This is a genomic window from Pedobacter rhizosphaerae (assembly GCF_900111155.1).
Taxonomy (GTDB): Bacteria; Bacteroidota; Bacteroidia; order Sphingobacteriales; family Sphingobacteriaceae; genus Pedobacter; species Pedobacter rhizosphaerae.
Genome location: NZ_FOGG01000001.1, coordinates 23511 through 41886 on the forward strand (window position 1 = coordinate 23511; position 18376 = coordinate 41886).

An 18376-nucleotide genomic window follows, 5' to 3' on the forward strand; every position below is an offset into this window, starting at 1 on the left:
GAGCATGATTTCCACAGAAGATTTGTATCAAGTTTACTTAGCAAACCCGATTATTTCTACCGATACCAGAAATATTACTAACGGCTGCATCTTTTTCGCCCTGAAAGGTGATCTTTTTAATGCCAACCAATTTGCGCAGCATGCTATAGAGAAAGGGGCTTCGTATGCTATAATTGATGAGGAACAATATGTTTCGGAAAAATGCATCCTGGTAAAAGATGTGTTATCGACGTTGCAGGATTTAGCCAGACATCACCGCAAACAACTTCAAATTCCGGTTATTGGCCTCACGGGAAGCAACGGAAAAACAACCAGTAAAGAACTTATTAATGCCGTATTAGCTGAGCGTTTTAAAACATTTGCAACCTTTGGAAATCTAAATAATCACATTGGTGTTCCTTTATCCATCTTAGCAATTACGCCATCTGTAGAGATTGCTGTAATTGAAATGGGAGCCAATCATCAAAAAGAAATCGAGTTACTTTGTACCATCGCTCAACCTACCCATGGGATCATCACCAATGTAGGGATGGCACATTTAGATGGATTTGGTGGTTTTGAAGGAGTAAAAAAAGGTAAGGCTGAACTTTATGCTTACCTGAAAGCGACAAATGGTTACACTTTCATCAACAGAAACAACCCTAATCTATTAGAAATGAGTGCTGCCGCAGGACTCCATAAATTAGTTTATTACGGTACTGAAAACGGCAACACCATAAAAGGAAGCTTAAGAAGCAGCGACCCTTATATTGAAGTTGACTGGACCAACCACGATGAATCTTCGAGCGTTAAAACCCAATTAACGGGAAGTTATAATTTTGAGAATATCTTAGCTGCAATTTGCATTGGCGACTTCTTTGATATGACGCCAATGGAGATCAATACCGGTTTGGCTCAGTACGAACCTAAAAATAACCGCTCACAACTGACCGAAACAGCCTCAAACAAGGTAATTTGTGATTTTTACAACGCAAATCCAAGTAGCATGGCCGCAGCATTAAATAATATTGCTGTTTTATCGGCAGATAAAAAAACAGCCATCCTTGGGGATATGTTCGAACTTGGACCAGAATCCGCAGAACAGCATGAAATTATTGCTAAGCAGGCTGCAGCAAGTGGATTAGATAAAATTATTCTGATTGGTAAATACTTCTTTGCCTATAAAGATCAGCTGAAAGGTGTTTTCTTTGAAACCCCGGCAGAAGCTGCAGATTATCTGCAAAAAAATTCCATTAAAAACAACCTGGTACTTTTGAAAGGATCTAGAGGTATGAAACTGGAGAATTTGTTGCAATACCTGTAGGTTAAGCGGTGAGTTGGTGAGGGGTTTAGACGGTGAGTTGGGCGATGCGCCTACTACTATAGCCTCCCAACAGCAAACTTGGTGAGGTGGCGAGCTGTTTAGATGGTGAGTTGGGCAATGTGCCTAATACTCCCAATCCTGTCCGTAGAGTTCCGCAGGAGTTCTACGGATTGTTTAATGGAGGAGAGTCTTGGACTCGGTTTAAGTAATGTTGAGTTATGAAACTCAACGGTATTTTGTAATCCGTAGAGCCGCTGCGCTTAACTCTACGGACAGGTTATGCGCCCAAGACTCTGGACTTAAGACTACAGACTGAGGACTTTTTCAATGCACCCAGTACTCCAAACTCCAAGCTCCCAGCTCTAAACTTAGAAAAGCTTTGAGTTGGGCTATGCGCCCAGTACTCTGGACTTAAGACTGCTAACTGAGGACTTTTTCAATCCACCCAGTACTCCAAGCTCCCAGCTCCCCGCTCCAAACTTAGAAAGGCTTTGAGTTGGGCTATGCGCCCAGTACTCTGGACTTAAGACTGCTAACTGAGGACTTTTTCAGGATAGGCAATCCTGTCCGTCGAGTTCCGCAGGAGTTCTACGGATTGTTTAATGGAGGAGAGTCTTGGACTCGGTTTAATTAATGCTGAGTTATGAAACTCAACGGTATGTTGTAATCCGTAGAGACGCTGCGCTTAACTCTACGGACAGGTTATGGGCCATGCGCCCAAGACTCTGTACTTAAGACTACCGACTAAGGACTTGTTCAGAGACTACCTACTAAAAACTACTCCACCAACACCCCCACATCACTCACTTCAACCAAGGGATTATCGCGCATGTTCTGTTCTATTTCGATGCTAAACTTACCATTGTGAGGGAAATAATGACTGGTTAAAAGGGGTAGGGTGTAGTTAAACACATTTCCAGACCCACTACCCAGCCATTCGCCATCGTTTTTTGCAAGCTTGTACTGGTAGCGTTTAGTTACTGTATTTTTTCCGTCTCTAAAATGAGCCAATATGAAGATGTTGGCGTATTTATAGTCGGCTGTATGCCTCAATTTGAAATAAACATTGTATGCTTTACGGTTATCTTTAATCTCAAATGCCGTGACCACATGGTTTCTGTAAGTCCATTTACGTTCAGGAATTTCATTATTGCTATCTACTATACCAGATGAACAACCTAAAAAGATTGAACAAAGTAACCAATAACAAATCAGATAAGCCGTATTTTTATTCAGCCGAAGGTTTACTTTCCGAACCATTATTATTGTTCTTTCTATTGTTATTCTTCCTGCGATTATTTCTGTTGCGATTGCGGTTTTGTTCCGGTTTTGCGCCATCTACAGCTTGTCCTTCTGCTTTTACCAATGGTTTAGCGCCCTGCTCTTGCTGAGGTTTTGCCTGTGGCTGCACTTTCGCTTGATTTTGTGGTGGCCTTGGGCCCTTTGGTTGCTGTCCTTTAGCGTTAGGTTGCTGATTTTTAGCCGGATTTGGCTGTTGCTTCTGCCCACCCTGCTGCTGTGCCTTAGCTTGCTGCTGTTGTGGTTTAGGCTGATTGGAACCTGCCTTATCAGCGTTCGGATTTCTATCCTTTTTATGCTGATTGCGGTTATTTTTCTGATTGTTCTTGTTTTTATTTTTCGAACGCTCGTCTAAACGGGTTAAACTATCTTGTCCAACAACGTTTTCATAATCGAATGATTTTTCTACGATAACCGGAGCTGCAACCTGGATGGCTTGCTCTTTTAAGTTAGGAACTTTTTTTCCCTGCTTATTTAAAGCCATGATCTCTTTTACCCTCACTGAGGAAACCGGAATCCAGTTTTCATCATTCGGGTAACTAAACCACATAATTTTTTTAAAAATATCTGTTTTCTGGTGACGGGCATAACCGGCTTCTGTATCCAGATTTTCAATTCTATCTGGAATATCCTTCAGTGCATCTAAGTAAGTATCAAGCTCATAATTTAAGCAGCATTTTAACTTACCACACTGGCCTGCAAGCTTTAACGTATTTAATGAAAGGTTTTGATATCTTGCCGCAGCGGTAGAAACCGTTTTAAAGTTGGTTAACCAGGTAGAACAGCAAAGCTCACGTCCGCAAGAACCAATACCACCTAAACGGCCAGCTTCCTGACGCATTCCAATCTGGCGCATTTCGATCCTTATCCGGAAACTTTCGGCCATTTTTTTAATGAGCTCTCTAAAATCGACACGCCCATCTGCAGTATAAAAGAATGTAGCCTTAGTCTTGTCTGCCTGATAATCTACATCGCTAATTTTCATAGACAAACGTAAATCAAGCGCCAGCTTACGGGCTTTATGCATGGTTTCCCATTCCATTCCCTTAGCTGCGTTCCATTTTTCCACATCGGCCTCTGTTGCCTTACGGTACACCTTTTTAGTAACCTGATCAACAGTGGTTTTCCTGCGTTTCATCTGGATGCGCACAAGCTCGCCAGTTAGCGAAACGTGCCCAACATCGTATCCGCCAGTTGGGCCTTCAACAGCAACCAACTCGCCAATTTCAAGGTAAATATTATCGCTGTTAAGGAAAAATTCCTTACGTGAACCTTTAAATTTTACTTCTGTAACCTGAAACGGTTTATAATTGGATGGCATGTCTAAATTAGACAGCCAATCATGAACTTCCATTGTTTGACACCCACCTGTGCCGCATGAGCCATTACTTTTGCATCCATTGGGGGTGCAACCACCGCCCGTAGAACAACTTCCACATCCCATAATTAGTTGTATATATATTGAGTCCCCGCAGGGAGCGTTTTAAACTTGATAATTTTTACCAACTGTAAAGATACATCTAAAAACAGAATTTTCGGGTTCGCATTCCGTTCTATATGATAATGTGCTTTTTCCAGTTCGGCAATAATGGCTTCTGCCATTGGTAGGCTAAGTACGTGCTCGCTGAGCTTTTTAGCCGTTTCAAGGGTTAGTGGAGGCAGTTTTACCAATGCTTCGGCACCACTTAAAATGAGACAACATTCTCTCAGATAATTAACCCCGTACCTTAAAAAATTCTTTTGGTTTTCTCTTCCCCACTTGGCTGCCTCATCAGTAAAATTAATCAGGTCGGGCACTTTATTTCCAAAACCCATCCGCAGCCAGCTGGTAAAAGTTCCGGAGCTATCGCTTTGGGTATCGGCCGCTAAAGCCTTCGCCTCAATTAAATTTCCGTCAGCCAAAAAGGCATAGTCAATGGCCTGATGATCAGTCAATCCGTTATTCTCTATTAAGTAATGAGAAATTTCTTCGCCCGTAAGTTTAGGGATTTTAACAATCTGTGTTCTGGATAAAATCGTACTTAAAATCTGGTCCTGGCTTTGCGCAATTAAGATAAAAAGGGTATTGGCTGGTGGCTCTTCAATTAACTTCAACAAGGCATTCCCAGCCTTATCTAAATATTCGGGCAGCCACATAATGAGTACCTTTGTTTCGGCCTCAAAAGCCTTGTAACTTAACTTTTTAATAATGTCGTGGCATTCTGCAATGTTAATGTTCGCTTGTTTATTCGCGGCATCTAACTTAGAACGCCAGATATCCATATCAAAATACGGATCCTGTGTAAGCATACTCCGCCATTCTTCTAAAACATCTACTGCTATTTTAACACTTGCAGATGCGAAGAAAGGGTAAGAAAAATGCAGATCGGGGTGAATATAACGTTCATACTTTCTGCAACTTGCACAAACACCGCAACTATCGTGCTCGCCCTTATCTAAACAGTTGATATATTGCGCATAAGCGATGGCAAGTGGTACTGCACCTGAGCCCACAGGCGACAAAAAAAGCTGCGCATGGCTAATTCGGTTTTCCTTAACCGTTTGAACCAATTGTTGCTTTATTCTCTCTTGTCCTATGATCTCTTTAAACTGCATTTGGTGCAAAATAAGAAATACATATGATATTCATAGCCTCGACAATCAGAATCATGTTTTTTTAGACAATACAAAGAGATAATCAATCCCGTAACATTTCTACTCCATAAAAATAAAAAAGTGCCTTTCGCATAGTTTGAAGTCTGATTGAAATTTATTTTAGGCTAAAAGATCATACAGCACATGGCTGGCAAATCCACTGATAGTGATATATTTACATACCGAACAACTCCATTAGCTCATGAAACCTGTGAAATACTGGCTTACCATATTGCATATTTGCTGGTCTTTCATGGCTATTGCCCAAACCAAAAGCATACAGCTACTCGTAATAGACGAACAAAAAAGACCTATTTCGAATGCAACAGTACAATTACTGGTAGCAGGCAGCCAAAATCTGATCCAATCCAACGCAACAGACAGTGCTGGCCAGGTTTTATTTTACGAGCCTCAAAAAGGAGATTACCTTTTTAAAATTATTGCACTAGGGTATAATACACAGCTGACTAAAATCCTTAAAAGCCCTTTTGAAGGAAATAGCCTTGTTATCAACATGAAAATGGGTGGTAAAAACCTTAGTGATGTGACCATATCTGGGAAAAAACAACTGATTCAACACACGCAAGGTAAAACCATTGTTAATGTTGATGCCGCAGTTACCAATACCGGAACAACTGTTTTAGAACTCTTGGAAAAATCGCCCGGAGTAATGGTTGATAAAAATGGCGGTCTCAGCTTACAAGGTAAATCTAGCGTTCTGGTTATGATTGATGACAAACAAACCTATCTTTCCGGAACAGAACTCAACAACTTGTTGAGCAACATGAGTTCATCGCAAGTCAATCAGATAGAACTGATTACGAATCCTTCGGCGAAGTATGATGCGAGCGGAAATGCAGGAATCATTAATATCAAAACCAAGAAGAATAAACAGGAGGGTTTCAACGGCTCCATTATGGCTTCTGCCGGACAGGGGAAATATTACAAAAACAATAATAACCTGATGTTGAATTACCGCAAAGGACGTGTAAATGTATTTGCCAATTATAGTTTAAACCTGAATAAGAGCTTTACCGATATTTATGCCTACCGTCAATACTTTTCGGAAAACGGCACTGTAGAGGCTATTTTGGATCAACCCACCACATTTTTCAGTAAAAACAATGGGCACTTGCTTAAAACCGGACTAGACATTTATGCCTCCGACAAAACCACTATCGGCTTAACCCTCACCGGAAATCTGGCAGGCAGGCTAGGAAACAGTGAAGCTACAGCCACCTGGAAGAATGCTGCCGCCCAGGTGGATTCTGCAGTCGCTACTTACAGCAATACCGATTTTAAACTCCAGAATGCTGCGATCAATCTTAACCTCAGGCAATCGTTGAGCAAATCGCAAGATCTATCCATCGACCTGGATGCGCTGAAATATGACATTGATAATGACCAGGTATTTACCAATAAACTTTTAGCTGCCGGAGGGTATAGCAGAGGATCGGTCGCTGCCATTCCTTCATCGCTAAAAATTTTTGCAGCTAAAGTTGATCATACCCTGCGCATTGGAAAAAAATACAAACTTGAATCGGGTTTCAAATCTTCTTCGATCAGTACAGATAACATTGCCGATTACCAATTATTTGATGGAACATCGCTTTCGGAAGATTTAAACAAAAGCAACCATTTTTTATACAAAGAGCATATTAACGCCCTATACAGCAGTTTGGAAACCAAATGGGGAAAATTTAACATACAGGCGGGCTTACGTTATGAGAATACCAATTATGATGCGCATCAACTCGGGAACAGCATCAAGCCCGATTCTGCATTTTCAAGAACTTATAGTAATCTCTTTCCGTCAGGCTACATCAGTTACGAAGCCGATTCTTTAAATACGTTTAGCTTTACCGTCAGCAGAAGAATAGACAGGCCGGCCTACCAAAAGCTGAATCCTTTTGTTTTCATCATTAATAAATACACTTATCAGCGTGGCAATCCTTTTTTCTTACCGCAATACAGCTGGAACCTGGAGTTGAGTCATCAATTTAAACAATTGCTCAGTACTACCTTCTCTTATAGCCGGATTAACGATTATTTCTCGCAACTTTTTTTATCTGAAGGGACCGACATTTTGGTGTACACAGAAGGAAATGTTGGAAAAGTTCATAATTTAAGCCTATCCATAGCCTTACAGGTATCGCCATGGTCCTGGTGGTCTGTTAACGCTCAAAGTACCTTTAACCGCAAAGAATTAAAAGGTTATCAAAACGTGAATTACTCTTCCTCCATTAACCAGCTTCAGTCTAGCCTGAGCAACCAGTTTACCATTAATAAGGGATTAAGCGCCGAACTTTCTGGCTATTACATCACTAAGGCTAGAAACGACCTGCAGGAATTGCTTTACCCCACCGGGCAAGTTTCCCTTGGCTTGGCACAAACGATCTTAAAAGGCAAAGGTAGCTTGAAACTAAGTGCACGAGATATTTTCTACACCCAGGCCATGGAGGGATTAACCGATTTTCCCGGTGCCAATGAATATTTTATCCTCACCAGGGATAGCCGTGTAATTAATCTTGCCTTTACCTATCGCTTTGGTAAACCGCTTAAAGCCGCAAAGCGATCAAGTGGAAGCGCTACAGATGAGATGAATAGGGCAGGGAGTTAATGTCGGACAACATTCAGCAGAATGAATGCCGCTGTTTCATAAATTAAATCTATATTCAATTCTGTCAAGTTTGAGCTTGTCGAAGACCTTCTTAATAAGTCGAAAACTAAAATGAATTACCCTTCGACAGGCTCAGGATTGACAATCCATTTTAGTTTTCTCCTTAAGTTGATAGCATTGGAAACGCCCTAATAGCACTTAATTAGGTGTTCGGCAATTTGTCCCGATTTTACGTCAGGAAACACAGGATTGGCAATTTATCGTATCATGATACAGCGGCCTCAATCCAATTAAAACACAGCACTAAAACCGGTATCCAATTCCCAGATTTGCCCTAATTCCAGCCCATGGCCCACTAACATTTACTGTTGCACCATTCCCATCAACACTTGAGCTTATCTTTCCAATTGGCATATCGCTTTCAAGACCTTTCAATTCTTCTCTTAAAGATTTCTGTTCTTCAGCCGACAAACTTTTTGTTCCACTGATTTTACCTTTCGAAAATCCATATTGGGGACCGAAAATCGACCAGTCGAAATACACTTTATTAGCAATTCTCCATTGCGCACCAATTAACACTCCAGTAGTAAAGGTGGTCAAATTACCTTTTAGAGGGATAATCTCCTGGCTGCCATCAACCGTATAATCATAGTCCAGCGCAGCAGTGTAGTTTGCCAGTCTTAAAAATGGGGCCACATAAAACCCTTTAAAAACATTCTTCCCGAAATACCATCTTACCTCTGGGGTAAAGGCAAAGTTACCGGTTTTAATACTCCCTGTTACTTCTTCATCGTCTCCAAACGAAGCTATAAAAGGTACCGAACCTTTAGGGGCAAAACGAATGCCCAGGCCAAGTACCATCTTTTTGTGTATGGCACGTTCATACTGTACATTTAGCGTTTTAAACAGGAAAGAGCCAAAGTTCAATTTGATTAAATTTTTACCGGTATCTGCCGGAAATTTTACATTTGTAGCTTGTCCAAAGCTATTGAAGATAAAAAACAACCCCATAATAGCGCATAGGATTAGTTTCTTTGAATAATTTAGATTCATATTTTGAGTTGGTTTAACCTCAATTAGCAATACCAGCGCCAAACACTCAACATACTGTTAATCAGCAACCAAAAATCAGCTGCTTTAATTATGTGGGAATCTCATTGCTCATTTAGAGCAAAAAAATACACAATGAGCATTAAAAAGTGGTAATCCAAAAAACCTTACCTTTGGGGCTTTTAATTTTTACGCGATGATTTTAAACCCCATCGCTTAACCTGTTAATATGGCCCGAATTCTAGCTTTTGATTATGGCACCAAGCGCATTGGTATTGCGGTTACAGATCCCTTGCAGATTATTGCCACGGGCTTAGATACCATTCATCCAAAAGATATTATGGAATACCTGAAAAAGTATCTTTTAACCGAGCAGGTAGAAGCTTTTGTACTAGGCGACCCCAAGCAAATGGATGGATCGCCTTCAGATTCGGCACAGCACGTAAAGGGCTTTTCTACCTCCTTAAAAAAAGCTTTCCCAACCATTCCGCAACATTGGGTAGATGAGCGGTTTACCTCGAAAATGGCCCAGCGAACCATTATGCAAAGTGGTCTGAAAAAATCTGACAGACAGAACAAAGAACGGGTTGATACCATATCAGCTACGATTATTTTACAATATTTTATGGAACAAAACCGTTTATAACCCGACACATGAGCCTGATAAACGACGACTTACAACAATTGCTTCTTCGCTATTGCGAACCTGAAAGCGAGCTTTTACAGCAGATAGATAGAGAAACCAATTTAAAAGTATTGATGCCAAGAATGCTTTCTGGTCACTATCAAGGCCGGGTGCTGAGCTTCTTAAGCAAAATGATTTCACCTAAAAGGATTCTCGAAATAGGCACTTTTACAGGTTATGCTACACTCTGTTTAGCTGAAGGACTGACTGCCGATGGAATACTCTATACTTTAGATATCAATCTGGAACTGGAAGATATGGTGCGCGGTCATTTTGCACAATCTGCCTATAACAAACAAATCAATTATATTCTGGGCGATGCCACTCAAACACTAAATGACTTAGACGAGGTTTTTGACCTGGTTTTTATCGACGCTGACAAGAAAAATAATGGCACATATTACGATTTGATTTTTGATCGCGTTCGTCCGGGTGGAATTATCATTGTGGATAACGTACTATGGAGTGGAAAAGTACTTCATAATCAACAAGATAAAGACACCAGGAATATTACTAATTTTAATGATAAGATCGCAACAGATGATCGGGTAGAGAAAATGATTTTGCCTGTAAGAGATGGTTTATTTGTGATCAGGAAAAAGTAATAGCTTATATGGAGACGCTAGAGAAGAGACATTAGATTTGAGATGCAGGGCGACAAAAAACAATTTGCACCACTAAATATGAATTAGAATGAAAGTATTTACCCTTTGCCTTTTTCTGCTGTTGGGAACTTTTGCAAAAGCACAAGACACGCAAGATTATATTGAAGAACATGTTGAGTATGCACAAGGATTAATGCGGGATCATAAAATCCCGGCGAGCGTTATCCTGGCTGTTGCCATACACGAATCGGCAGCGGGAAATAGCCGCGTTGCACAACACCTCAATAACCATTTCGGCGTAAAAGGCCCAAATAACAACGAAGAAATCCGTTCTTCCTATCGCGATTACAGCAATGCAGACGAGTCATACAGTCACTTTGTAGAAATCATGGAAACCCGATCGCCTTTCAACAATCTTTTTGAAAAATACGACCAGTATGATTATCAAGGTTGGGTGAGGGGTATTAAACGTTGTGGTTATGCCCATAGCAGAACCTGGTCTAGCCAGGTAATCGCCCTCATTAAAAAGTACAATCTCTATCAGTACGATGAGCGGCCTGAGGGATATGAAGAGCCTGTTTATGCCAAGCCAGTTTACCACAAAAAACACCGGAGCCTAACTTCGAGACGTTATACCGTTAAATCTGGCGATAATTTGAGTATTATTGCCAAAAAGAAAGGCACAACTGTTAAAGCATTAATGCAAAAAAACAATTTGAAAAAGGCTAATCTAAAGATTGGGCAGAAACTCCGTTATTAGAGAATTACCCCCAATCAGTACCATTGTTATATTTTTAAAGATGTATTCAACTAATTATTCTATTATCCGCTCTTCCATTTCGTTAACTTGTTTAGCTTTCTTAATTGTTTTTTTCAGCGCTTGCTCAACCCGTAAGTTTTCAAAGAATAACAAGCAAATAGAAAAAGAGGCTAATAAAGCCAACAACAACAATTATAAAAACTACAATACGCTGAGTTATATCGAGGAGTTTAAAGGAGTGGCCATAGAAGAGATGAATGCCTTTGGTATTCCGGCAAGCATTACTTTAGCACAGGGGATTTTAGAATCGGGTAGTGGTAACAGCGACCTGGCCAAATATGCAAACAATCATTTCGGAATTAAATGTACATCAGACTGGAAGGGAAAGAACTATTTTCGTGATGACGATCAAAAAAACGACTGTTTCAGGGTATATAAAGATGCCCGCGAATCGTTTAAAGATCACTCTGCATTTTTAAAACGTAAACGCTACAGCTTTCTTTTCCAATTAGATAAGAACGACTACAAGAGCTGGGCACAAGGGCTTAAAACGGCCGGGTATGCCACCAATCCACGTTATCCAGATCTACTAATCAATATGATTGAAAAGTACCAGCTTTATCAATATGATCAGTCAGAGAGCGAGAAACAAAAAATAGCCCGCGAAGACCGCGTTTTTAGCGAGATTAACCAAAACATCCCTCAGGAAAGTAAAAAGTTTACTCCTGTAGCTACTCCCCCGGCTGGCGCTAAACCCATTACTGCCGACGGAACTTACACCGTGGTAAAGGGAGATACCTTATATAATATTGCTAAACGATTTAACTTAAGTGTTGATGAGCTTAAAATGCTAAATGAAATGGATGGCGATGGAATTAAACTTGGTCAGGTATTGAAGGTTAAATAATGTTAATCTAAAACCTAAGCCTGCAGTTATTTGTAGTTTTGTAGCCTGATGAAATTTTTTATAGCCACTATGCTTTTCCTGGGCTTCTCTTCGATGCTCTTTGCACAAACCAAACCTGTGCAGGGCATTGTTATTGATAAAGAAAGCAAGCAAAGATTAGCGAAGGTTTACATTTACAATTTACGCACAGGCGATGGTTTATATAACAACACTAAAGGTGAGTTTAGTACCGTAGCACTTCCGGGCGATACTTTGGTGGCCGCGCTTACAGGCTATGGCGTAGATACGATGGTATTTAAAGGACAATCTGCAGCTTATTTTCAACTTAAATCCATTGGAATCCGACTTCGCGATGTGGTTATTCAACAAAAACGCTTGTCGCCGCAACAGCAATACGAGAAAAATATTAAAGAGTATCGCTACCAAACCATGAAGGGAAGTAGCAAAGATCTCCTCAACTTAGGAAATGGTGGCGTTGGATTAGGAATTGATGCAATCTATAACCTGCTAAGCAGACAGGGAAGAAACGCCCGCCACCTTCAAAAGATATTAGAAAAAGATTATCGGGAAGATTTAATCGATTACCGCTTTAGCGCTAACCTTGTACAGCAGGTGTTGGGAATTAAGGGTGATGAGCTGGTAGACTTTATGCAACAATACCGACCAACTTATCAGTTTGTACTGGACGCAACAGATTACTCCTTTAATATGTTTATACGCAATGCCTATAAAAGTTATCGTTTAAACCCCAAGGCATTACAACTGCCGCCGCTACCCAAATTAACGATAGAAAAACTGTGAAAGCACCAGTATTTATCATTAAAAAATTACCCGCAGCAGGGATGGCAATCTTTCCTTTTATATTGCTCAAATCTGCCCGGTTAAAGAATGATCCGGAAATCATCAACCACGAAAAAATACACTTAAGGCAACAACTGGAGCTTTTGGTTTTTCCCTTTTACATCCTCTATTTTTTACACTACCTGATTAACCTGATTCGTTATAAAAAACACGATTTGGCATACAGGAACATCGTTTTTGAAAAAGAAGCCTACCGCAATGAAAACAATCTCCATTATTTAAAAAGCGGAAACTGGTATGGCTGGATCAAGGAATTAAGAACTATAAAAAAGACTGATACCCAATAGAAAACTTTTATCTCTAACTAATTTTCTTTTTCTTTGTAGGTAATGAAAAACTGTTTAGCTGCCATAATCATAGTTCTAACTTATTGCTCAACAAGATCTCAAGCGCAGGAAATTGATACCCTACCGATCAATACCAAAGGTTTGGAAATTAAGTTAAAACGCAGTCCGCTACCGAGCAGACAGGGGCCATTAAACTTTGAACCCGTTAAGCTTAAGCCTTACGTTGTAAATGCAAAGGTTAACTACTGGAAAACCAGAACCAATGTGGGCATTAATGTTAACCAGGCTCAGTTTAGTAACAACTGGAAAGGTGGGGGTGTAAACTCAATTGCGGTTGGTGGCTTATTAAACTGGAAAGCAGAATACAACAAAAACAGCTACAGCTATGTATCCGAGCTCATCTTGCAATACGGAAAAATAAAGAATAAGGATCAGGTGCAAAAGAAAACCAATGACAGGATTTTCTGGGACCATAAAGCATCTTTTCAATTATCTAAAAACTGGTTTTTCTTTGGATCATTAAACTTTGAATCTCAATTTGACAATGGTTTCTCTTACAAAACCGTAAACGGTGCCGAAGAAGCAACTTTAATCTCCAAATTTATGGGGCCGGGTTATTTAACAGAATCGATCGGTTTTGAGTATAAACCCGTTAAATATTTCTCTACCCGGATTGGTACAGGTACCGCCCGTCAAACTTTTGTTTTAGATAAAGATCTTTTTAATGACCCTGATCCTAACAAACCACCAAAAGCTACGGTTTACGGTGTAGAATACGGCAAAAAAGTTAAAAATGAGCTGGCCTTTCAGGTAGTAAGTGCTTTCGATAAAGATATTTTCGTCAATACTAATCTTAAGGCCAGATACCAAATGTTTATTCCTTATGAAGACTTTGAATGGTCGAGAATTGACCACCGCTTAGATGTGGCTTTAACCGCAAAAATCAATCGCTTCATGAACACCAGTTTAACTGGCGTTGTGTTATTTGATAAGGATACGGGAACAGACAAAATACAGGCCAGTCAAACTTTGGCCTTGGGTTTTGCCTTTACCTTCCCTCGATAGTTAGGCACCACCAATTCTTCCCAGCTCCCAGTAGGGCATGCTTACAATCTGTTTAAAGCTTACACCTTTTTGTTTAAGGTATTTTTTAAACTGCCTAACAGATTTCGCCCTGCCTGTTAGGTAAAAAGTGGCATCTTTCCACATTTCCCAACACTTAGGATGCATGTTTTCCATCCAGGTAATCGCACTCTGTGCCGGAGCATCAATATCGGCAGGAACAGCATCAATCAATAATTTTAACTGCCCTACAGATGGTAAGTTTTCGGCTTTCATCTCTAAAATCCCAAAATACTCAGCATCTTCATGTAACGCCTTTTTACCCAGCCATTCGTACAAACCCATACTGGTTTCGTCGCCAAAGAAAAAGTGTTGATTAGAGTTGTTATTATAGCCTACCTTGGCACTATCTACAATGAGCTTCAGGCTATCGCCCTTTTGCATATTAACGGCAAAGTTATGGCCGGGGCCCTGACTGTTGAGGTAAAAAATAATCTGGCAGGTGCCCGCTTCAGGATTAAAATCTGCCAGGGTATAGTGCCTGTACTCATTTGCATTTACTCTAAACAACACCTCATTTCCAGGTTCAAAATGTGTATCGCTGAAATCTCCCTTGAGGGTAACAGATTTAATATGGCTACTGAGCATTCTGGTTTCGGTAACCTCTACTGTATATATTTTATTGCTGATGATTTTTTCCATTGTATCAGCCAGCCATGATGGTAATTTGGGCATAGTATGATATTCTTTAGTAACTTTGGCCAAAAGTAATGGTCTAATGCTTAGTTCATTTTACATCAAAAGGATTAAAAGTTACATGAGAGGGATTTTATGGGATTAAGCATTTACGACGAGTCTAATCAGCGCTACGATGTGGGAAACCACATTACCCGTGTGGAGCTGAACCAGGCAATGGTTACCGAGAGAAGGGAGAAATATAGCTTTCCTTTTGGCGATGCAGAGATGGTGCAAATTGCTTTTTCCGGTATTTTTATTGTTTATGGCGATATGCTGGTAAAAAAAAGTCGCCTCAGAATAAAATCTTTTGATGAGCCTGAGCTAGTGGAACTGCACTTTTCACTTACAGGAGGTGGCATTATGGAGAACTATTTAACCCGGAAAAGGGTGACCATAAAAGCCAATCAGCATAATATTATTTATACTCCAGATTTTGATGGTGTTGCCGAGTTTGCTACAGACCAGCAGTGTAAATTTTTTGAGGTACATTTCCAGCGTGATAAATTTATCGATCTCACCAGCGAAAGCAGTCTTCTACTCAAAAAATTTGCCGATGATATCATGAATAATCATGCCGTGGAGCTTTCCGCAGAAAATCTACCCATTAGCTTAGCCATGCACAGTTGTATCCGAGATATTATGAACTGCCATTTTACGGGTAGTTTGAAGCTCTTGTTTTTACAATCTAAATGCCTTGAACTTTTAGCCTTGCAAGCCCAGGCCTTTGAATTGGCCGCAAAAAAACCTGTAAAAGCTTGTCTTAAATCTGCTTATGATAAAGATCGGATCTATTATGCGAAAGAATACCTGATTGAGCATGCCAACCAGCCACCTTCTTTGTCCGAATTGGCTAAAATTGCCGGAATTAATGAGTTTAAACTCAAACAGGGTTTTAAGGAAACTTTTCAGAACACTGTTTTTGGTTATTTAAGCGATTATAAACTGATGAAAGCCAAAGAACTTTTAGAAGAGGGGAGCCTGGATATTAAACACATTTCAGATGATTTGGGATATTCTTCTGTACAGCATTTCAATTCTGCTTTTAGCAAAAAGTTTGGAATCAGTCCTGGCAAGGCCAGATAAACTAGCACCAACTAAGCCTTCCGCTTTTTTCTCAAATTCAAATAATCGATATAGCATAAAACCTTAACCGATAAGCTATTATTCTGCGGAGCAGACAAAATTCCCTGAAGATTTTTGTTGTAACGTTCGGTGTAATAATTATGCGAGGTTTCTGCCGCATCTTTATACGATAATGATAATTCACTCCCTGGGGCAAACTGCCAAACGTAAATCAAATCAATATTAAAAACATTGTAATTTCTATCCAGCCCTGCTAATGGTGCCCCCATATAATTCGCTAAATTTCCATCGGGTTTTAAGATAAAATATTCCTTGTTTCTCCTGTCGCTCCAGTAATGCCTGAGTACGACCGTAACACCCATTTTATTGGTAAAAGTATATTTGGCATCAAAAGAGTTTTCTACTGTTCGCCTGTCGTAGCGGGAGAAAATAGATTGGCCTCCTTGTGTGGTTACCCAATTCACGTAATTATAGTTCGGATTAAAGTTTAAATCTAGGCCAAAAGCTACTTTATCATTCAACCTGAAATTCTGAAACAGGTAGAAGTTATACTCCTTTCCCTTAAAAAGCATTTGCTCCCAAAACCTGATATTCCCGCCAAAATTGTAGGCTTTTGCCCGATTGGGATTAACATATAATGCTATTCCATAACTCTCGGGAGCCTTATAAACCTGACCGTTTCTGGACTCATAAAAATCGTTTCGCCTTGCATTATAACTCGCATCAAACTCTGCCGACCACAGGTTTTTAAACTGCATCCAGGAGCCAGCGTTCATCGTGAAACTTTGGTAGGCGCCAGGTGTAGCTCTCCGGGAGTAAACCATATTAAACCAGTTTTCCCATTGATTATAAAATTTGCCTGGTTTGTAAACGTTATAACCCAAACCCCACCGCTGATCAAAAAAATTATTATTGGTAAAAAAACCCATATCCGATGGATCGAACTGATCGTCAGCATATTTCTGCTGATAGTTCCACGTGAAATTACCACTTTGCTTCCCAAATTTAAAGGCATAGCTATAACCGGTATGGCTATCAGCTCCTTTTAAATAACTCATTTTCGCTTCTCCATTTACAAAATAGACGTTCTTCTTATTGTTCAAATTAAACAGGAGAGCAGAAACATTGGCATCGTAGGCACTTCCCTGCCTCAAAACGTTGGTGTTAATGAATGTTGCCGAACTATTGTTCTTTAAAGATTGATCAAAGACCAAAATATTGTAATTGGTAAGTGGTTGTGTTTCTACCAGGCTCAAGTTACCCTGCGCATCTTCTACCTCCGTATCCATAGCATTGGTAATGGCATTGAAGATACCAATGCCCAGGCCTTTGGCTGTTCTTCCCGAAATTTTGGTGGCATTTAATACCTTTGCCTCTTTCTGGTCCTTTACAATAGTTTCTCCATCTTTTATTCCTGCATAATCGTAGTAGGAGGGAATAGAACCAATCCGCTTGGAGTAAAAAAGATCTCCTTTATTAAACAGTTCAGTACCTTCGGTAAAAAACTGTCGGTTTTCATTGAATTTGACCTCAAAAGGGGTAAGATTTAAAATTCGATTATCCGATTGTACCTGCCCAAAATCGGGCACTAAAGTCATATCCAGCGTAAAACTGTTATTAATCCCGTATTTAACATCCATCCCCCCATTAAAACGGGCTGTAGTATTTTTAACTCCCGGCTGGTTAAGGGGATAATGGTTTACATAGGCAGAAACGTAGGGAGAGAAAGATAGCCGTAAGGGTGGTTTAATGTTTTTAATCCCTGTCCATAAACCCTCTTGGTTAATGAAACCATTTACTTTAGGATCTACAAAATTCCAAAAGGTTTGCGTATTGCTTCTTTGGATTCTCCTGCTAAAATTAAGCCCCCAGTTTTGAACGTCCTTCCCCGAAAAACGCAATGCAGAGTAAGGAATCTTCATTTCACAGGTCCAACCTTGATCATCCAGTTTTACAGCACTTTCCCAAACCGCGTTCCAATTTGCATCTTCATCTCCCACCTGAGAATATTTGGCATCGAATTGTACCCCTGCAGCAGTAACAAAAAATCCATTTCCATTCATTTTATCGTAAAATGGATCAACAATAATTGAAATGAAATCGGCATTCCCGATATTATCCCTCGAAACGAGTTCATGCGATACGCTGTCCGGATGATCGTACATTCTCGCATACACATACACGGCAACATCATCATAAATAACTTTCATCTCTGTGCGCCTGTTCTTGGTTTCTACCCGGCCAGGAACAGGTCTGATCTCGAAAAAATCAGTGGCACCCGGTACATCTAACCAACAGGCATCATCTAAAATACCATCAATTTTGGGGGGTTCAATGGTTCTTACCGCATTCAAATTCTTCTGCCTGGCAGGATCCTGCGCCTTACAGAAAGAATAAATAAATACAAAAAACAGGAATGCGCAGCGTTTCATTGGTTTAGGTTATTATATATAAGACTGCCCGTGTATAGAGATGTTGCACC

At 40.1% G+C, this 18376-nt stretch carries 16 protein-coding genes; 10 read left to right on the top strand and 6 right to left on the bottom strand.

Annotated features, from left to right (window positions below):
• Nucleotides 1-4 precede the first annotated feature (4 nt).
• Nucleotides 5-1303: a UDP-N-acetylmuramoyl-tripeptide--D-alanyl-D-alanine ligase gene (locus BMX11_RS00070; RefSeq protein ID WP_175474442.1), complete on the top strand. Its 1299-nt coding sequence runs from the start codon at nt 5-7 to the stop codon at nt 1301-1303.
• A 777-nt stretch (nt 1304-2080) separates the two neighbouring features.
• Here BMX11_RS00070 and BMX11_RS00075 read toward each other — a convergent pair.
• Genes BMX11_RS00075 through BMX11_RS00085 form a run of 3 tightly spaced genes read right to left on the bottom strand, consistent with a single transcriptional unit; the run spans nt 2081 to nt 5197 of the window.
• The gene (locus tag BMX11_RS00075) at nt 2081-2563 is read right to left on the bottom strand and encodes a gliding motility lipoprotein GldH (RefSeq protein ID WP_090879463.1); all 483 of its coding nucleotides are present in this window, start codon (nt 2561-2563) and stop codon (nt 2081-2083) included.
• Nucleotides 2532-4046: a PSP1 domain-containing protein gene (locus tag BMX11_RS00080; RefSeq protein WP_090879465.1), complete on the bottom strand. Its 1515-nt coding sequence runs from the start codon at nt 4044-4046 to the stop codon at nt 2532-2534. Before BMX11_RS00080 ends, BMX11_RS00075 begins: the two co-directional genes overlap by 32 nt.
• A gap of 2 nt (nt 4047-4048) precedes the next feature.
• On the bottom strand, nt 4049-5197 hold the full coding sequence (locus BMX11_RS00085) for a DNA polymerase III subunit (RefSeq protein ID WP_090879468.1): 1149 nt from the start codon (nt 5195-5197) through the stop codon (nt 4049-4051).
• Nucleotides 5198-5438: 241 nt separating this feature from the next.
• Here BMX11_RS00085 and BMX11_RS00090 point away from each other — a divergent pair, with 241 nt between their 5' ends.
• Nucleotides 5439-7856, top strand: a complete 2418-nt coding sequence (locus BMX11_RS00090; RefSeq protein ID WP_090879471.1) for an outer membrane beta-barrel family protein — start codon at nt 5439-5441, stop codon at nt 7854-7856.
• A gap of 303 nt (nt 7857-8159) precedes the next feature.
• On the opposite strand, the gene BMX11_RS00095 is transcribed toward BMX11_RS00090, so the two are convergent.
• Nucleotides 8160-8909: a DUF3575 domain-containing protein gene (locus BMX11_RS00095; RefSeq protein WP_090879474.1), complete on the bottom strand. Its 750-nt coding sequence runs from the start codon at nt 8907-8909 to the stop codon at nt 8160-8162.
• 226 nt (nt 8910-9135) lie between these two features.
• On the opposite strand from BMX11_RS00095, the gene ruvX reads away from it, so the two are divergent.
• From ruvX to BMX11_RS00130, 7 genes are all read left to right on the top strand, one after another.
• Complete coding sequence (ruvX, locus tag BMX11_RS00100) at nt 9136-9552, top strand: Holliday junction resolvase RuvX (protein WP_090879478.1); 417 nt, start codon at nt 9136-9138, stop codon at nt 9550-9552.
• 8 nt (nt 9553-9560) lie between these two features.
• Nucleotides 9561-10196, top strand: a complete 636-nt coding sequence (locus BMX11_RS00105) for an O-methyltransferase (protein WP_090879481.1) — start codon at nt 9561-9563, stop codon at nt 10194-10196.
• Between the two features lie 88 nt (nt 10197-10284).
• Nucleotides 10285-10956: a glucosaminidase domain and LysM peptidoglycan-binding domain-containing protein gene (locus BMX11_RS00110; RefSeq protein ID WP_090879484.1), complete on the top strand. Its 672-nt coding sequence runs from the start codon at nt 10285-10287 to the stop codon at nt 10954-10956.
• Nucleotides 10957-10996: 40 nt separating this feature from the next.
• On the top strand, nt 10997-11863 hold the full coding sequence (locus BMX11_RS00115; RefSeq protein ID WP_090879488.1) for a glucosaminidase domain-containing protein: 867 nt from the start codon (nt 10997-10999) through the stop codon (nt 11861-11863).
• Between the two features lie 48 nt (nt 11864-11911).
• A complete protein-coding gene (locus tag BMX11_RS00120; RefSeq protein WP_090879491.1) occupies nt 11912-12664 on the top strand; it encodes a hypothetical protein in 753 nt (250 codons plus the stop codon).
• The gene (locus BMX11_RS00125) at nt 12661-13011 is read left to right on the top strand and encodes a hypothetical protein (protein WP_245738546.1); all 351 of its coding nucleotides are present in this window, start codon (nt 12661-12663) and stop codon (nt 13009-13011) included. The genes BMX11_RS00120 and BMX11_RS00125 overlap by 4 nt, the downstream gene beginning before the upstream one ends.
• A gap of 42 nt (nt 13012-13053) precedes the next feature.
• Nucleotides 13054-14076 (top strand): DUF3078 domain-containing protein, encoded by a 1023-nt coding sequence (locus tag BMX11_RS00130; protein WP_090879494.1) that lies wholly within the window; start codon nt 13054-13056, stop codon nt 14074-14076.
• On the opposite strand, the gene BMX11_RS00135 is transcribed toward BMX11_RS00130, so the two are convergent.
• Nucleotides 14077-14808: a ferredoxin reductase domain-containing protein gene (locus tag BMX11_RS00135; protein WP_139180100.1), complete on the bottom strand. Its 732-nt coding sequence runs from the start codon at nt 14806-14808 to the stop codon at nt 14077-14079.
• A 96-nt stretch (nt 14809-14904) separates the two neighbouring features.
• Here BMX11_RS00135 and BMX11_RS00140 point away from each other — a divergent pair, with 96 nt between their 5' ends.
• Nucleotides 14905-15894 (top strand): helix-turn-helix transcriptional regulator, encoded by a 990-nt coding sequence (locus BMX11_RS00140; RefSeq protein ID WP_090879499.1) that lies wholly within the window; start codon nt 14905-14907, stop codon nt 15892-15894.
• Between the two features lie 11 nt (nt 15895-15905).
• Here BMX11_RS00140 and BMX11_RS00145 read toward each other — a convergent pair whose 3' ends face one another.
• On the bottom strand, nt 15906-18326 hold the full coding sequence (locus BMX11_RS00145) for a DUF5916 domain-containing protein (protein WP_090879503.1): 2421 nt from the start codon (nt 18324-18326) through the stop codon (nt 15906-15908).
• Nucleotides 18327-18376 lie beyond the last annotated feature (50 nt).

Bases quoted from the DNA above. Each gene is read 5' to 3' on its own strand.
- BMX11_RS00070 (WP_175474442.1), top strand. From the start codon at position 5: ATGATTTCCACAGAAGATTTGTATCAAGTTTACTTAGCAAACCCGATT.
- BMX11_RS00075 (WP_090879463.1), bottom strand. From the start codon at position 2,563: ATGGTTCGGAAAGTAAACCTTCGGCTGAATAAAAATACGGCTTATCTG.
- BMX11_RS00080 (WP_090879465.1), bottom strand. From the start codon at position 4,046: ATGGGATGTGGAAGTTGTTCTACGGGCGGTGGTTGCACCCCCAATGGA.
- BMX11_RS00085 (WP_090879468.1), bottom strand. From the start codon at position 5,197: ATGCAGTTTAAAGAGATCATAGGACAAGAGAGAATAAAGCAACAATTG.
- BMX11_RS00090 (WP_090879471.1), top strand. From the start codon at position 5,439: ATGAAACCTGTGAAATACTGGCTTACCATATTGCATATTTGCTGGTCT.
- BMX11_RS00095 (WP_090879474.1), bottom strand. From the start codon at position 8,909: ATGAATCTAAATTATTCAAAGAAACTAATCCTATGCGCTATTATGGGG.
- ruvX (WP_090879478.1), top strand. From the start codon at position 9,136: ATGGCCCGAATTCTAGCTTTTGATTATGGCACCAAGCGCATTGGTATT.
- BMX11_RS00105 (WP_090879481.1), top strand. From the start codon at position 9,561: ATGAGCCTGATAAACGACGACTTACAACAATTGCTTCTTCGCTATTGC.
- BMX11_RS00110 (WP_090879484.1), top strand. From the start codon at position 10,285: ATGAAAGTATTTACCCTTTGCCTTTTTCTGCTGTTGGGAACTTTTGCA.
- BMX11_RS00115 (WP_090879488.1), top strand. From the start codon at position 10,997: ATGTATTCAACTAATTATTCTATTATCCGCTCTTCCATTTCGTTAACT.
- BMX11_RS00120 (WP_090879491.1), top strand. From the start codon at position 11,912: ATGAAATTTTTTATAGCCACTATGCTTTTCCTGGGCTTCTCTTCGATG.
- BMX11_RS00130 (WP_090879494.1), top strand. From the start codon at position 13,054: ATGAAAAACTGTTTAGCTGCCATAATCATAGTTCTAACTTATTGCTCA.
- BMX11_RS00135 (WP_139180100.1), bottom strand. From the start codon at position 14,808: ATGCCCAAATTACCATCATGGCTGGCTGATACAATGGAAAAAATCATC.
- BMX11_RS00140 (WP_090879499.1), top strand. From the start codon at position 14,905: ATGGGATTAAGCATTTACGACGAGTCTAATCAGCGCTACGATGTGGGA.
- BMX11_RS00145 (WP_090879503.1), bottom strand. From the start codon at position 18,326: ATGAAACGCTGCGCATTCCTGTTTTTTGTATTTATTTATTCTTTCTGT.